The sequence below is a fragment of the Streptococcus sp. HN38 genome (assembly GCF_028335765.1).
Lineage (GTDB): Bacteria > Bacillota > Bacilli > Lactobacillales > Streptococcaceae > Streptococcus > Streptococcus suis_P.
Map to the genome: position 1 here is coordinate 875,456 of NZ_CP116604.1, position 16,173 is coordinate 891,628.

Below are 16,173 nucleotides of genomic sequence, written 5' to 3' on the forward strand. Positions count from 1 at the left end.
GAGGCAATCTAATGTTGTTTAAAAAGAAACGTAGAAATAGACAGAGTTTGGCTGTTGAACAAAAAAAAGGAGCACCACTTTATACATATGTAGAACCAGAATCACAAAATTCTGAACGAATTCGAATGTTGCGCACTAATTTAGAGTTCATACAAGTTAATGATTCATTGAAGTCGATTGCGGTGACATCGTCTATTCCTGGAGAGGGAAAGTCAACAGTAGCGGCAAATTTGGCGGTAAGTTTAACGGCAACAGGAAAGAATGTTTTGCTTGTTGACACTGATTTAAGAAGACCAACTGTTCATAAGACACTTAGGGTGTCAAGATTTCCTGGGATATCAGATTTAATCTTAAACCCCAAACTTCCAGCCAAAGATATTATTTATTTCAAGGAAGATATCTCGCTCTTTATTATGCCAGCGGGCGAGTTGCCACCAAATCCATCAGAGTTGCTCGCCTCTCAGAATATGAAGAAAATTATGGGGGAACTGGAAAAGCATTTTGATTATATCATTTATGATGTTCCGCCGATTAATAGCGTTACAGACCCTCAAATTATAGCGAGCCGTGTTGATGGAGTTATCCTTGTCGTACGCTCTGGCTATGTGAAAAAAGATGAGGTGAGAAGGAGTAAGACAGCTTTGGAAAATGTCGAGGCGCGTATTTTAGGTTGTGTGTTAAACGATGTGCCAATGGACCAGGACGATAAATACTATTATTACAAAAAAGAGTGAAAATTTAGGAGAGAAGAATGCCTAGAAGTTTAAAGATGAAAATTTTATACGTAACAACCATTTCAAATACACTGAATGCTTTTTTTATACCCCATATTGAACAATTGGTTGAAGATGGGCACACGGTTGATGTGGCTTGTAAACTAGAAAGACCTTTTGAGGATAACTTATTGAGCTTGGTAGGGGCAACCTATGAGTTACCATTTAGCCGTAGCCCCCTACGAAATCCATATATAGAGCTTATTGGTCAGTTAAGAGATATCGTTAAAAATGGGGGATATGATATTGTTCATACCCATACCCCGATTGCATCTGCTATTGTACGTTTGGCTTGTCGTAATCTTCCAAACGTTAGAGTATTTTACACTGCTCATGGTTTTCACTTTTTAAAAGGTGGTCCATTATTTAATTGGTTAACCTATTATCCTATTGAAAAAATCCTTTCTCGCTACACGGATACCTTGATAACGATTAATCACGAAGATTATGCGATTGCAAAAAAGAATTTTCAGATGAAGCACCTTTACTTGGTCAATGGGGTAGGGATTGATACAGAAAAGTTCCAACCTGTGAACGAGGAAGAAAAGAGGGAACTCAAAAGAAGACTAGGATTTGATGCCAATAAAAAATACTTGATTTTTGTTGGAGAACTCAATGCCAATAAGAATCAAACCGTCTTGATAGAGATGATGGAGCAACTCTCTAAAAAGCGACAAGACCTAGTACTCTTGTTGGTTGGTCATGGTGTCCTTGCAGATACTTACCAACAGCAAGTTGATGAAAAACAGTTGGGGGACTTTGTTCACTTATTAGGTTACAGAAGCGATGTTCCTGATTTAATGAAAATTTCAGAGCTTGCTTTATCTAGTTCCAAGCGAGAGGGGCTACCTGTCAATTTAATCGAAGCAATGGCGACGGGTCTCCCCTTGGTTGTTTCAAATTGTCGGGGCAATCGTGATTTGGTTGAAACCGGGCAAAATGGCATTGTTTTGAAAGAAGCAACAGCAGAAGCATTTGCTGATGCGGTAGAACAATTGATAGATGATGAGGAATTGTATCAGTCCTATTCTGCTGATTCTTATCGGAAAAGTCAGAACCATGCTGTAGCTAACATAAAGAAAGACATAGCAGCTACATACAATTAATGTTACTGGGAGGAAGAGTGTGGAAGATAGTTTAGTCAGTATTATCATGGGTGTTTATAATGCTCAGGAGACGATTTCGACGTGCATTGATTCTATCATAAATCAAGATTATCACAACTGGGAATTTATCATTTGTGATGACTGTTCTACGGATAAAACACTTTCTATTGTTAAAAAATATGCTCAGAAAGATTCACGTATTAAAGTTATTCAAAACACCAAAAACGAGAAGCTGGCTTATTCTTTAAATCACTGTTTAAAGTATAGTAGTGGAGAATACATAGCTCGGATGGATGGTGATGATATTGCTTTACCTCACCGCTTGCGTACTCAGGTAGAGTTTTTGAAGCACCATCCGGAGTACCAGCTAGTTGGCAGTTGTTCATATGTTGATGATGGATCTGGCGAGCAGTCTATCAAAACAGTCAAGGAAATCCCAGAGTCTACAGATCTTTTATATGGTGCGCCATTTATGCACCCTACAATAATGATGCGAAAAAGTGCCTATGATGCCTTGAAAGGTTATACAGTTTCTTGGCGAACTCAAAGAGGACAAGACTTGGATTTATGGTTTCGTTTTTATGCGAAAGGGTATAAAGGTTATAACTTACAGCTTCCTTTGTTGGTGTATCATCAAAGTTTAGATGATTTTAAAAAGATTTCATGGAGAAATGCATGGATGTATTTTTTAACCACACTCAATGGTTACCGCATGATTGCTATTCCATTTTATAAGTATCCTATAGCTTTCAAACCTCTATTGAGCGCAGCTATACCAAACCGTATCAGAATGTTCTACCATCAAACACGAAGAGATAGGAAATAAGATGCTAGAGTTACTTCCCTACTTTATCACGTATGGTATTGTTACAATTTTATTAGCTGTACCTACTAGAGACAAACTACTTAGAGTCATTTGTACTGTTTTTGCCTTTGTCATTATTTTTATTTTTTCAGGTGGACGCTACATGGTGGGAACTGACTCTGTTACCTATCAACAAATCTTTGAGCGCAATGCTGAAATGCCATGGTCAGAAATTTTTTCACCTGGGCGTAAGGAAATACTGTTTGCTATATTATCTAAAGTAACATATAGCTATGGTGGTATGTTCTTAACCCAAGGAATTTTTGGTGTGCTAACTCTTCTTCCTGTATATGCTACGCTGAAAAAAGATTATAAACAGATTCCAATGCACTATGCAATGACAATCTTTTTGCTACTCTTTTTTACGACATCATTTAATATTTTAAGACAAATGCTAGCAGTGTCCATTGTCTTTTGGGGATTCAAGTTTATCGAGAGAGGACACTTGCTACGTTATATTTTGACGGTATTAATTGCAATGGGCTTTCATAGTACAGCACTCATTGCCCTAGCTATCCTCCCCTTGTGGAATTTTCGAGAAAGAAAAGTTTTGTCTAATATTCCACTTGTCATCTTTTGGGCGACAGCTTTCTCTGTTATGGTATTTTTTAGAGGACAGGTCATATCATTCATTGAAGCGTCAGATGATTATGGAAGTTACGCTTCTCCAGAAACGAGTGGGGGGAATAGAGACTTTATTTTATACGTTATTGAATTAGCTTATGTATCTGCTGTCTTGTATAAACGTCGTAAAAGTGAGCATGTTCTTTTACTCTATCAAACGATGCTGATGGTTGTACTAATTGGTTTGACTGGTTTCTTCAGCCCCTATATTAAACGTTTGGCTTTTTACTTTTCACTTCCTGGCAGGGTATTGCTGTTTCCAGAAATAGAGCAATACTTTGTACCGACTAGTAAAAAAGTTGTTCATTTTTTAGGATATGCTTGGTTCATTCTTATTTTTATTGTGACAGTATATATTTTAAAACAAGGTAATTTACTTCCATATCAGTTTAAATTTGTATGGGAATGAGGGGGAAAATGAAGAAAATATTATTTATGGTTCCTTCGTTAAGCGGTGGGGGAGCTGAAAAGGTCTTGGTTAACCTGGTCAATAATTTAAACAAGAAATATGATATTACAGTGCTAACGTTGTTTGATGTTGGAGTCAACAAACAGTTTCTGAATGAGAGAGTCAACTATAAGTTTGTGTTTCCGAGAGTATTTAGAGGAAATAGGTTGTTATTGCAATTGGCTTCACCAGAATATCTTTATAAAAAAATGGTGAAAGGTGATTATGATATTGTTGTTTCCTTCTTTCAAAGTCCAACAACTCGCATTATCGCAGGTGGAAATAAGCAATCCACCAAGTTTGTTCAGTGGATTCATAATGAATTCCATGATAAGCAAGAACTATTATCATGTTACCGTTCGGAAAGAGAGTTCAGAAGACTTCAACAAAAGTATGATGCAACTATTTTTGTTGCAGAGACGGTAAAGACATCATACGAGTCACTTTTCCCTAGGCTTGTTCGTCATCCTCAAGTTCTATACAATGTGATTGAGACGGATAAAATTAGAAGGCTATCTTTGGAGCAAGTAGACGCGGATAAGTCATCCAATCCTCAGAACTTACAGCTTATTTCTGTTGGACGTTTGGTGCCACAAAAGGGGTTTGAACGATTAATTCGTATTGTCTCACGATTGGCAAAAGAAGGCTATTCTATAGAATTGTCTCTGTTAGGGACTGGTGAACTACATTCTGAGTTGCAACGGTTGATAGAAGCAGAAGAAGTTGATTCAATTGTTCATTTACTTGGATATAAAGAAAATCCCTATGCTTATGTCAAAAATGCAAACCTATTTGTCTGCTCCTCGCTTCATGAAGGATATAGCACCGCAGTAACAGAGTCGTTAATTGTGGGAACACCAGTTCTGACAACAGATTGCTCAGGAATGGCTGAATTATTGGGTGAACAGAATGAATATGGAATGATTGTTGAAAACTCAGAAACAGCATTATACAAAGGATTAAAAGAGTTACTGGAAAATCCTCATAAGTTAGCAAACTACAGAAAGATGGCAGAAATACGAGGACAAAATTTTAATCAAGCGAATCAAGTATTAGCGATTGAAAGGATGTTACAGGAACTATGATTTCAAAAAAAACGATTGATATTGTCATTGCTAGTGATAAAAATTACTTACCACACGCAGAGACGCTGCTAATCTCTATCGGAAAAGCAAATACAAGTTATCAGGTAATCAATGTTCATTTATTTGGAAATAATCTGACTCAGGCGGAGCTCCAGTCCTTGAAACAATTATTGCTTCCATATTCTGCCTTCCAGATTAATTACTTCTCCATAAATAATGAGAAAATTCAGAAATTAATCGGGGGGGGGAGGCTAGTTGGAGACAGGAGTCTCTCAACTTATGCAAGAATTTTTATTCCTGATTTATTAGAGAGTGATAGAGCTCTTTATCTTGATGTTGATGCGGTTGTAAATTCAGATTTAGCAGAGTTGTATGAAATTGATTTAACAGGTTATGCAATAGCTGGGGTTAGAGATACGAATCCAGTCGAAAGGCGAAAAAATGTAGGTTTAAAACCAGATGATATTTATATCAATGCGGGTATGATTCTTTGGAACTTAGATTATTGTCGAAAAATTCACTTTGTGGAGCAATGCCGAGAGTTTATCCACCAACATAATGGGGAAGTGGATGCCATGGATCAGGGAACCATAAATGGTGTATTGGGAAAACAAAATTTGATAAAAGCTATTTCTCCAAAGTACAATGCTTTTTCAAGTATATTTCAATTGACACGCGAGCAAATAGAAAAACTATATCACGTGATGCCTTACTATGATGATTCTACTTTGGCTGAGGCACGAAATAATCCAACATTTATTCACTATACTCCAAATATGATGACGAGGCCTTGGGTAGAGCATTGTGGTCACCCCCTTGCAACTAGGTATCTTGAATATAGAAATCTGACTAATTATCCATTACGTAATTTGGATAAGGATACTAGAGGATTTAAACAACGACTTTTGAGTTTCTTATATAATCATTTTCCAACTCTATTCATCAAGCTTTTTTCTAAATAGGTGGTTTGCAAATATTAGGATTTTCTAATTCTTGATATTCTATATCTCCTATCACTAGTTAAACAAATATTTTTAAAGATGGTGTGATTAGATGAATATAGTTTTTTATGGACAAATATCAGGTGGTGGAGTTGATAGTGCGTGCTTCAATCTTGTTAATAAGCTCGCAGATAGTCACAAGATTACGATTATCAGCACAGGATTTTCAGAGCCACCAGCACTTTTAAGGGAGGACGTTGCTTATTATCATCTTAAGAGTGATAATATTCTACGAATGAATCTTGAATATTTCAAACTATTAAAAAAACTCTCTCCAGATATTGTGGTGACAATGGAGGCTTTGTCAGGCATGGTATCCTTTCTACCAACACTTTTGTGTAGGAAAAAATATATTGTGTGGGAACATGCCAATTATTATCAAAATCAAGGAGTATCCTACATTCAAATCGTTAGAGCGATAGAACTATTGTTATCAGATGCCTATGTCGTATTGACTAAAAGAGACTTTCAAACTTTTCAGCGGAAGTTTTTCTTTAAAAGGCGATTGAAACAGATTTATAATATGTTTAGTAAACAGAGTGAAGGAAACTACAATATCGCCTCTAAAACGATTGTCAGTGCTGGTCATCTTCGACCTATAAAGAATTTTGATAGTATTCCTGAAGTTGCCTCTATAGCTCTAAAAAATCACCCTGATTGGACTTGGAAAATATATGGTTCGGGAACAGATGAATATTTAGAATACTTAATGGAAAAGGTCCGTGAATACGGTGTTGAAAATCAAGTGGAATTTTGTGGGCGTACAAATCATTTGATAGAGATAATGAGAGAATCAGCCTTATATGTTTTACCATCTCTATATGAAGGTTTGCCGATGGTTCTGTTAGAAGCAAAATCACAGAGGTTACCAATAGTGAGTTTCGATATTGAGACGGGACCAGATGAGATTCTTAGAGATGGCATTAATGGCTATCTGGTGGAGCCCTATCAAAAGAAAAAAATGGCTGAAAAAATTCGCTTTTTAATTGAAAATCCAGATGTGCGTCAATCTTTTTCTGATAAATCAGAACTAGATTTACCATTATTTTCAGATGATACAGTAGTTAAGCAATGGTTAACATTATTTGAGGAAATCTATGAATGAGATAATAAGTAAAAGTTACGCAGTGTTAAGTGATAAATTAGGCAGAGTTGCAAGGCGATACTGGAGGAATCGTCATGAACGTTCTTTATTAAAAAATAAGCAGTTTACCATCTTTTCACAGAACTGTATCGGTAGCGTCATGTATCATGATTTAGGGGAACAATTTCTTTCTCCTACTGTGAATTTAATGATGCGTCCAAAGGATTTTATAACATTTCTTAAAAATATTCAGCATTATTTGGAGCAGCCTTTAACATTTGTTGACTCCCAAAAGACTTATCCAGAGGCTTTGCTTGGGAATGACATTCTAATTTCTTTTGTTCATTATAAAAGCAACCATGAGGCAGAGGAAGCTTGGAAGCGGCGAAAAGAAAGGATTAATTGGAAAAATATTTTTGTGATTTGTTGCGATGAGGGATTGGATGAGCAAGACATTGTAGATTTTGAAGAATTGCCTTTTCAAAATAAAATATTGTTCGTGAGTCAAAAAAACGCTAGCTTCTCAGGAGCATCCGCTGTAATTTGCAACGAATATGAAGAGAAAACAGATGCTAGATTATTGAATTTCTCTTCTCCATCGGGAGAACGTTTTTATCAGAAATACATTGATTACGTTGCGTTTCTAAATGGAGAGGACAACTATCGAAAATAATGCGTGAAAAAAGAAATATCGTTTTAAACTTATTAGCAGCTATTGTTTTGCAGATTGTAACAATTCTCATAGCATTTATTGTACCTAAACTATTGATCTCTACTTACGGTCCACAGATGCATGGTTTTATTACAACGATTACCAATCTAATAACCTATTTGATGTTAGTAGAAGCAGGCATAGCTTCCTCATCTATTCAAGGTTTGTATAAGCCACTCGTGTCAAAAGATGAAAGAGCAATAAATGCAGGCTTAAATGCAATTGGTCATTTTTATGTTCGAATTGGTGTAACTTTTTCAGCCTTGCTTATTGCTCTTGCTTTGATTTATCCATTAATTGTAAAAAGTAGTTGGAACTATCAATTTGTTTTTGCAATAATTATTGCTTCAGGTATAGCACAACTCTTAGAATATTTTTTAGGTAGTAAGTATCGTATATTGCTTCAGGCAGATAAAAGGTTGTACATTTTAAATCTCATCAATATTATTGCTGTACTTAGTCAAGGTGGTCTTCGTATTGTATTAATGCTTCAAAAAGTTGATATTTTATGGGTGCAGTTGGTCCCAGCAGTTGTCTATTTATTGAAGCTATTATTGATTGTTATTTATGTTAGAAGACACTATCGTTTTCTGAATAAAACTACTAAACCTGATTTTCAAGTGACTGCTAATAGATGGAATGTTTTTATTCACCAAATTACAAATTTGGTAGTGAATAATACAGATGGAATTGTTTTATCCATTGCAAAAGGATACAGTATCGTCAGTGTTTACTCTATCTATAATTTGGTTATTTCAAATATCAATGGATTTTTCACTCAAAGTTTTACCAATTCCATTACAGCTAATCTAGGTCATCTTTATGTATCAAGTGGTAGAGAAGTATTTGCTGAGGAGTATCGCTTTTTTGAGAAAATTTACTATATGCTTATTGCTCTTGTTCTTGGAATTTGTGGGTTCGCTCTGCTTCCTTTTGTTAGGCACTATATAGGGGAGGTTGATGGAATTAATTATGTAAATTTCTGGATAATGGTTCTATTCTTAGCCAATGCACTTGTGACTAATCTTCGAACACCGCTTTTGACAGTGGTGATGGCTGTTGGTGCTTTTAAGGAAACACAAAATTTTGCTATTATTGAATCCCTTTTGAATCTTTCTTTGTCATTACTTTTAGTAAAAGATTATGGAATTTATGGTGTATTATTTGCAACGCTTTGTTCAAGTTTATATCGTTACAGCACCTTTATTAAATATGTTAATCGTCATGTACTGCATCGTTCACCTGTCCACTCTTTAAAAACTGGTATAATTGCTGTTCTAGAATTTTTTATTCCTGTTATTATTGGAAATGCATTGATGACAAAATTTGTAATAAATGGCTGGGGGCAGTTATTCTTGTTATGTGCTGTAACAGGGGTAATTTCTTTAATGTTGATAATTATGGTGATTGCCTTACTTGATCGTTCATTTTTTAAACGATGTTTAAGTTTGATTAGTCGTTAGTGACTTGAATAGGAGAAGAAATGAATTATTTTACAAACAAAACCATCCTAATCACTGGTTCTGCTGGGTTTATCGGTAGCCATCTTGTTCAGAAGTTATTGAAAGTCAATCAAGCGATGCAGATTATTGGTCTGGATTCTTTAAATGATTATTATGATGTGTCTTTGAAAGAATGGCGATTGGCTGAATTGGAAAAAGAGGCTGCAAACTCTAAAGCCAGTTATCGCTTTATCAAAGGAAATATTGCTGATAAAGACTTGGTTACTCAAGTCTTTGCTGACTTTAGACCTGATATTGTGGTGAACCTTGCAGCACAAGCAGGTGTTCGCTATTCGATTACGAACCCAGATGTCTATATTGAGAGTAATGTGATTGGTTTTCAAAACATCTTAGAGGCTTGTCGCCAGTATCCCGTTGAGCATTTGGTGTATGCCTCGTCATCGTCTGTCTATGGTGGAAATGAGAAAGTGCCATTTTCGGTAGATGATCAGGTAGATCATCCAGTCTCGCTCTATGCTGCGACTAAAAAGTCCAATGAATTATTTGCTCATGCCTACAGTAAACTCTATCAAATCCCAACGACTGGTTTGCGTTTCTTTACAGTTTACGGTCCTGCTGGTCGTCCAGATATGGCTTACTTTGGATTTACCAATAAATTGCTAAAGGGAGAGACGATAGAAATTTTTAACTATGGTCACTGCAAGCGTGATTTTACTTATATTGATGATATTGTACAAGGGATTTGTCTGGTCATGGAGAAGGCTCCAAAGTTAGAAATCGGTGAAGATGGTTTGCCGATTCCACCATATGTCCTATACAATATTGGAAATAGTCACCCCGAGAACCTTTTAGATTTTGTGACAATTTTACAGGAAGAGCTAGTAGCAGCTGGTGTTTTATCTGGTGACTATGATTTTGAAGTGCATAAGAAACTTGTTCCCATGCAGCCTGGCGATGTTCCAGTGACCTATGCCGATACGAGTGCATTAGAAAAAGACTTTGGATTCAAGCCAACAACGTCCTTGCGTGATGGCTTGCGGCGATTTGCCCAGTGGTATAAGGAATATTATCTGTAATTAGATGAATGTGAGAAAGGAGAAAGCATCTGTTTTATAAAGTATTCAAACGATTGATAGACATTGTTGGAGCTGTGTTCATGCTCTTACTCTTTTCTCCTATTTTTCTTTTGGTAGCGGTGCTTATCGCTTGTGATACAGGATTCCCTGTAGTGTTTACTCAAACGCGTATTGGAAAAGATAAGATGCCATTTACCATTTATAAATTCCGTACCATGTATGCTACAGTACCTAGCGATGTTCCGACCTATCAGGTAAAACCTAGGAAAGGTCTGGTAACTCCTGTGGGAAAATGGCTGAGAAAGTCAAAGTTAGACGAACTTCCTCAGCTGTGGAATATCTTAAAAGGTGATATGTCTCTGGTTGGACCGAGACCAGCCTTGTGGAGTGAAACGGCTTTGATTGATGCTCGAGATAGATATGGTGTCAATCGTTTAAAACCTGGTTTAACAGGACTAGCCCAAGTGAAAGGTTTACAAGTCCACAAGGTGAAAAGTAAGGTTGAGTGGGACAGACAATACCTATCTGAAGCAAGTCTCTCCCTTGACCTGTACTGCTTGCTGATAACACCGTTTGTATTGATATCAAGTCTGCTTCCTTTTAGAGGACGAAATAAACGTAAAAGATAGCGAATGAAGGAAATTTGCTATTCATCTTGTTTTAATGTAAAATAAATAAGTTAGTACAACATTGAAAAAACGTATCTTTCCAAATAGCTATACTTTTGTGAAAGGGATATAAAACAAATGACTGTGACAAAAACTAGTGATTTACCTTCTGATGAAAAAGAACGCTTGTTTATGCAATTAAAAGAAGAAATTCGCCAAAGAGTTTCAGATGTTCAATCAGGAAATTATTATACTGATGATGATTTGAAGATACAATATAATCTATAAAAAGAAGAACCTGTATTCACAAGTGTCGTGCTTTTATGTAAGAAAATTTTTTGCTAATCAAAGCAGTTTTTTGAGGAAATACTGGCTGTATTTAAAAAAAAAACGAACAATGAGTAGCTGAAAAAGGAGTTTTAGATAGAAGTGCTGAACTGTAAATGCAGGTTCTAAAAATAGTTTAAGGAGGAACATGGAGCCGTATTCGATTTTATTAGCGGTTTGGCGGGAAGACAATCCTGACCATTTTCGTGAGGCAATAGAAAGTATGCTTTCACAATCCTACCCAGCAGAGGAATGTATCATTGTAAAAGATGGACCTGTTCCAGCTAGTTTACAAGATGTTATCGATGATTACAAAAAAAATGCAATAATTCCTATTGTTGAAGTGGCTTTAGAGAAACATTCGGGACTGGCTACGGCTCTGATGGCTGGTTTATCAGTTGCTAAGACAGACTTGATTGCTCGTATGGATGCGGATGACGTCTCACGGCAGGAGCGGTGCGAAAAGCAAGTGAGCTGTTTTGAGAGTGACCCGACGCTTTCGCTTGTAGGAAGTTATGTATCAGAATTTGAAGAAACGACTAGCGAATCACTGAGTATCCGAAAAGTTCCCTTGAATCACGAGGCGATTGTGAATTTTTCGAAACGAAGAAATCCATTTAATCACTCAAGTGTCATGTTTCGCAAATCGGCGGTTGATGCAGTTGGTGGATATAATCCTACCATTCGCTACAATCAAGATTGGGATTTGTGGTTGCGGATGCTTCATCATGGCTATCGTGCGGCCAATATCCCTGAGATTTTGCTTGACTTCCGCTTTAACCGCGATACCTTGAAAAGGCGGAAATCTTGGACGAGTCTCTTGCAACTGATACGGTTGCGGTATGCTTCCTATCGACGGCAGGAGATGACAGCTTGGGATTTCCTATCGGTAAATCTTCTTCACTTGATGATGGGGATTCTTCCTTTACGTGCACAAAGGGCGTTTTATAAGTATATGCTACGAAGATAGAAAAGGAGTTTGTCGCTAGATGATAAGGAATGTCGGTAAATTTATGACTGTATTCAGACAGTCGCCGAGTATGGCTTTGTTTAAAGTTCTGACAAAGTTTGGGGCTGAAGAGACCATAAAGCCATCTTCCTTTTTGGGAATGCAGCTTTCGCGTCTAAAGTGGCGAGTTCATTCACGTTTTTATGAAAAGACAGTTACTCGTCACTTGTCTCCGTTTTCTGCTTATTTAGAGAATGACAATACAGCTGACTCCCTAACACCAATCATCTGGACCTTGTGGTGGCAGGGTGAGTCGGAGCTTCCCGCAGTCTGTCGCCATGCGATTGAGAGTCAAAAACGCTTTGCACAGAAAAATGGTTACCAGCACATCTTCTTGACAAAGGATAATCTGGCTGATTATATAGCGATTCCAGAGGTTTTGTTGGATAAGCTGGCACGAAAAAAGATGGCGTTTACCCCTTTTTCAAACTATGTTCGCTATGCTCTGCTTGCCCAGCATGGAGGTGTTTGGATGGATGCGACCCTTTATGTCACTGACCAATTAGACAGTCATTTGTTTGCAAATGATTTTTTTACCTTTCGACATCAGATTGAAAGTGTCAGAAACTATTATCTATATTGGATAGAGCAAGGGCGGTGGACTTCGTTTTGTTTTTCTGCAAAGAAGGGAAATCCTCATGTACGCTATATTCGTGATTGTTTGCTTTATTATTTTAGTCGGGTAGATAATCCCATCAACTACACGATTGATTTATTCCAAGATATTCATTACCGGCTTCATCCTGAGTTTCGAGAGGTGATTGATTCCCTGCCTATTGTTTCTGGGATAGAATATAGAGATTTCGTGTCTGTTCATTTTAATGAACCATTTGATGAGAAGCGATGGCAAGAAGTGCTAGAGACAAGTCCAATAGTGAAATTTTCTTGGAAATTTTATCGTAAATCCATTCTCGATGGAAGTTATGCGGATGTGATTTACCGTCCATTTTTTCCAAATTCTAAGGAGAACAATGAAGATTAACCCTTTTTTCTCAATTGTCATGCCAGTCTATAATGCCGAGGTCTATCTAACGGAAGCGATTGAGTCTGTATTAAGTCAGACATATCAGGATTTTGAGTTGATTTTGGTCAATGATGCATCAACTGACCAGTCCGAGACGATTTGTCAGGGGTTTGTAGCTTTACATCAAAGAAAAGTCCGCCTCTACTCTCACAAAGAAAACAAGGGCTTGCTTTTGACACGTGCGACAGGCATGGCAGAAGTGCGAGGTCAGTATTGCCTGTGTCTGGATGCGGATGATGTCTTGCGTGTGGACTATCTAGAGCTTGTCAAGCAAACAATTGATGAGACGCAGGCAGAAGCTGTGGTGATCAATTTTTCGATGGAGGCAGATTTTTCTATCAAGCGAAGAGATTTTAGTCGTTTTCTGAATCGTCAAATGACGGGCTTGGAAGTCATTGAAGAACTACTTCTGGCGAAGACTCAGCTGACAACTGTATGGCAACTGGTGTTTAAGGCTTCTTTTATACCCGATGAAGCTTTTAACCAACAATTTGGGTACTTTGTTCGGAGTGTGGATCGGATAACCTTGCATCATATTTTGGCAAGGGTAGAAAGAGCGATTGTTTTAGATGAAGCTCTCTATTATTACCGTCAGGTAGAAACAAGTTTGAGCCATAGCTTCAATTTAACTGATTTTGAAGTGTATGCCCAGACAGATTTGTATTTGTATCATATCTATTACAAGAAATTTCCAGAAAAAATGGATGCTTATTTGCTAAGGCGATTTATCTGGTATAGCAAAAAAGTGTTATTCAAAAGCCATTCGGTAAAGGAAGTGTGTGATAGAGCAAGGGTGATTCGTCAGTCTCTCGTTTTTAGGAAGGTAATAGAAATGAAGAAAGACATGTTGTCACAGTATGACCGCTTATTTCTATTACTCTTGAAATACCGGATCCTACATATTCTTCTGGCTATCAATTGGTATAGTAAGCGTTTAAGGAGGCTATTATGAAGACCAATCCCTTTTTCTCGATTGTCATGCCAGTTTATAATGCCGAGGTTTATGTAACAGAAGCGATTGAGTCTGTATTACATCAGACCTATCAGGATTTTGAGCTGATCTTGGTCAATGATGCCTCGACTGACCAGTCCGAGATGATTTGTCAGGAGTTTGTAGCTTTACATCAGGACAAAGTCCGTCTCTACTCTCATCCTGAAAATAAGGGCTTACTTCTGACCCGTGCGACAGGTATGGCAGAGGTGCGAGGTCAATATTGCCTGTGCATGGATGCGGATGATGTCTTGAGAGCGGATTATTTAGAAATGGTTAGGCAAACGATTGATGAGACGCAGGCAGAGGCTGTGGTGATTAACTCTTCTCGTCGGATAGATTTTTCACAGAAGCATGTTGATTACACTCCTTATGTTCATCGTCAGATGACTGGGCCAGAGGTTGTGAAAGAGATGATACTGGCAAATCGTGTGCTGATGACCTTGTGGTGTACGGTCTTTCAGTCACGTTTTTTACCAGATGACCACTTTTTTGAGTCTTTTCAGCGATTAGTATGTGGTTCTGACTTAGTGACCATTGAAGCCATTTTTTCAAACATCCATCATGTTGTTGTTCTTGATGAGGCACTCTATTATTATCGATTTGTGCCAAGTAGCCTCAGCAACTCTTACACGGTAAAACATTTTGACTCAGTGGCCTTTTCAGATTGGCATTTTTATGAAAAATACGCGACCGATTTGCCAGTGGAGATGGCGGAACGTTTGATGAGACGTGTTTCTTGGTCAGGAAAACGATTACTGCTTTCAAGCCCTTTAAGTGATATATTAAAAAATGCTCAGCATATCAAGGAATCTTTGTTTTTCAAGAGAGCGATAGCAGTTGGGAGTTCCGCAAAATTGCGTTTTAGTGATAAGGTATTCTTGTATCTTGTTGAGCACCGTTTTACACACCCAATGTTATTGTTGTATTTTCCATTGGGACGCATCAGAAAATGGTATCTGCAAAGGGAGGCTAGATGAATAAACCGTTTTTTTCGATTATCATGCCAATCTACAATGCTGAATCCTATCTGGTAGAGGCTTTGGATGCTGTTTTTGGACAGACCCTCCAAGACTTTGAATTGATAGCGGTTGATGATGGCTCACATGATAGCAGTGTGGCGATTATCAAAGCGTTTCAGAAGCGATATGAGAAGCAACTGACCTTGATTCAAAGTCCTCATCAGGGGTCGTTAGTTGCACGTGCCATAGGAATGGAAAAGGCTAAAGGTGACTATATTCTCTGCATTGATGCAGATGATAAGATGAGACGTGACTATCTTGAGGGGGTCTTCCATCGGATACAAAAGACTGGTGCTGATTTGGTATTGACTAATTATTCTATCTATGCTGATTTTTCCAACAAAGAACGTCCCTGCCTCTTTCCAACGGATGAGCTACTAGATTCGCAAGAAGTGTTGGATACTTTTTTTAGAAGAGGGCATCTGAGGACATTGTGGAGCAAAGTCTTTCACCGTTCCCTTTGTCCACCTGCTGGTTTTTACAAGGACTTGCCTGACTTTCGAACGGGTACGGATGCCGTTGTTTCTGCTTATGTGATTGAGCATGCTCAGAGACCACTTTCTATTGATGAAGCCTATTATTTTTATCGTAAGGTTCCAAATAGTTTGAGTAACACTCTGGACGCAATTTTTTTTGATTCAAAAGTGGTACTAGAGCTTTATTTTCAAGAAAAGTACAAGGAACTTGGCGATGTTGTAAAAGTCAGTATGGTTCGTCGTGTGAGTTGGTTTTCCACTCTCTACCTTCGAGCGGCGAAGAATTATCTTGATTTTTTGAAACGATTAAGGCATGTGCGCTCCTCTGCTGTCTTTCAGCAAAGCTTGGTCTATCTGAATTTTGACGAAGTCACTCGCTACCAACGCCGCTGGTTTACCGTTCATCGCTATCCCATCCTAGACCCGTTAGCATATGTTGTTCCCTATCTATTAAAAATTTGGAGAAGGTTATTTTGAAA

17 protein-coding genes are annotated in these 16,173 nt (G+C 37.7%); all 17 read left to right on the forward strand.

What is annotated here, in order from left to right:
• The first annotated feature begins 11 nt into the window (after positions 1-11).
• The 17 genes from PHA78_RS04365 (at position 12) to PHA78_RS04445 (ending at position 16,171) form a co-directional block, all read left to right on the forward strand.
• The gene (locus PHA78_RS04365; RefSeq protein WP_002940792.1) at positions 12-734 is read left to right on the forward strand and encodes a CpsD/CapB family tyrosine-protein kinase; all 723 of its coding nucleotides are present in this window, start codon (positions 12-14) and stop codon (positions 732-734) included.
• Between the two features lie 35 nt (positions 735-769).
• Positions 770-1,879 carry a glycosyltransferase family 4 protein gene (locus tag PHA78_RS04370; RefSeq protein WP_272158480.1) on the forward strand — a complete coding sequence of 370 codons (1,110 nt, stop codon included), beginning with the start codon at positions 770-772 and terminating at the stop codon, positions 1,877-1,879.
• Positions 1,880-1,898: 19 nt separating this feature from the next.
• The gene (locus PHA78_RS04375; protein ID WP_029176778.1) at positions 1,899-2,705 is read left to right on the forward strand and encodes a glycosyltransferase family 2 protein; all 807 of its coding nucleotides are present in this window, start codon (positions 1,899-1,901) and stop codon (positions 2,703-2,705) included.
• Between the two features lies 1 nt (position 2,706).
• Positions 2,707-3,777, forward strand: coding sequence for an EpsG family protein (locus PHA78_RS04380; RefSeq protein ID WP_272158481.1), 1,071 nt, complete (start codon positions 2,707-2,709; stop codon positions 3,775-3,777).
• Positions 3,778-3,785: 8 nt separating this feature from the next.
• A complete protein-coding gene (locus PHA78_RS04385; RefSeq protein ID WP_272158482.1) occupies positions 3,786-4,901 on the forward strand; it encodes a glycosyltransferase in 1,116 nt (371 codons plus the stop codon).
• Positions 4,898-5,863, forward strand: a complete 966-nt coding sequence (locus PHA78_RS04390) for a glycosyltransferase family 8 protein (protein ID WP_222366038.1) — start codon at positions 4,898-4,900, stop codon at positions 5,861-5,863. The genes PHA78_RS04385 and PHA78_RS04390 overlap by 4 nt, the downstream gene beginning before the upstream one ends.
• A 91-nt stretch (positions 5,864-5,954) precedes the next feature.
• The gene (locus PHA78_RS04395; RefSeq protein WP_222336760.1) at positions 5,955-7,007 is read left to right on the forward strand and encodes a glycosyltransferase family 4 protein; all 1,053 of its coding nucleotides are present in this window, start codon (positions 5,955-5,957) and stop codon (positions 7,005-7,007) included.
• On the forward strand, positions 7,000-7,659 hold the full coding sequence (locus PHA78_RS04400; RefSeq protein ID WP_002940770.1) for a DUF1919 domain-containing protein: 660 nt from the start codon (positions 7,000-7,002) through the stop codon (positions 7,657-7,659). Before PHA78_RS04395 ends, PHA78_RS04400 begins: the two co-directional genes overlap by 8 nt.
• Positions 7,659-9,161 (forward strand): lipopolysaccharide biosynthesis protein, encoded by a 1,503-nt coding sequence (locus tag PHA78_RS04405; RefSeq protein ID WP_272158483.1) that lies wholly within the window; start codon positions 7,659-7,661, stop codon positions 9,159-9,161. The genes PHA78_RS04400 and PHA78_RS04405 overlap by 1 nt, the downstream gene beginning before the upstream one ends.
• Positions 9,162-9,181: 20 nt before the next feature.
• The gene (locus PHA78_RS04410; RefSeq protein ID WP_272158484.1) at positions 9,182-10,237 is read left to right on the forward strand and encodes an NAD-dependent epimerase/dehydratase family protein; all 1,056 of its coding nucleotides are present in this window, start codon (positions 9,182-9,184) and stop codon (positions 10,235-10,237) included.
• Positions 10,238-10,317: 80 nt separating this feature from the next.
• Positions 10,318-10,866: a sugar transferase gene (locus tag PHA78_RS04415; protein ID WP_202105780.1), complete on the forward strand. Its 549-nt coding sequence runs from the start codon at positions 10,318-10,320 to the stop codon at positions 10,864-10,866.
• Between the two features lie 117 nt (positions 10,867-10,983).
• The gene (locus PHA78_RS04420; protein ID WP_222353241.1) at positions 10,984-11,133 is read left to right on the forward strand and encodes a hypothetical protein; all 150 of its coding nucleotides are present in this window, start codon (positions 10,984-10,986) and stop codon (positions 11,131-11,133) included.
• Between the two features lie 187 nt (positions 11,134-11,320).
• The gene (locus PHA78_RS04425) at positions 11,321-12,142 is read left to right on the forward strand and encodes a glycosyltransferase (RefSeq protein WP_099808966.1); all 822 of its coding nucleotides are present in this window, start codon (positions 11,321-11,323) and stop codon (positions 12,140-12,142) included.
• A gap of 19 nt (positions 12,143-12,161) precedes the next feature.
• The gene (locus tag PHA78_RS04430; RefSeq protein ID WP_099808967.1) at positions 12,162-13,163 is read left to right on the forward strand and encodes a capsular polysaccharide synthesis protein; all 1,002 of its coding nucleotides are present in this window, start codon (positions 12,162-12,164) and stop codon (positions 13,161-13,163) included.
• Positions 13,153-14,157, forward strand: a complete 1,005-nt coding sequence (locus tag PHA78_RS04435; protein WP_272158485.1) for a glycosyltransferase family 2 protein — start codon at positions 13,153-13,155, stop codon at positions 14,155-14,157. Before PHA78_RS04430 ends, PHA78_RS04435 begins: the two co-directional genes overlap by 11 nt.
• Entirely contained in the window at positions 14,154-15,176 is a 1,023-nt protein-coding gene (locus tag PHA78_RS04440; protein ID WP_105128045.1) for a glycosyltransferase family 2 protein, read from the forward strand. The genes PHA78_RS04435 and PHA78_RS04440 overlap by 4 nt, the downstream gene beginning before the upstream one ends.
• A complete protein-coding gene (locus PHA78_RS04445) occupies positions 15,173-16,171 on the forward strand; it encodes a glycosyltransferase family 2 protein (RefSeq protein ID WP_105097178.1) in 999 nt (332 codons plus the stop codon). The genes PHA78_RS04440 and PHA78_RS04445 overlap by 4 nt, the downstream gene beginning before the upstream one ends.
• Positions 16,172-16,173: the final 2 nt, after the last annotated feature.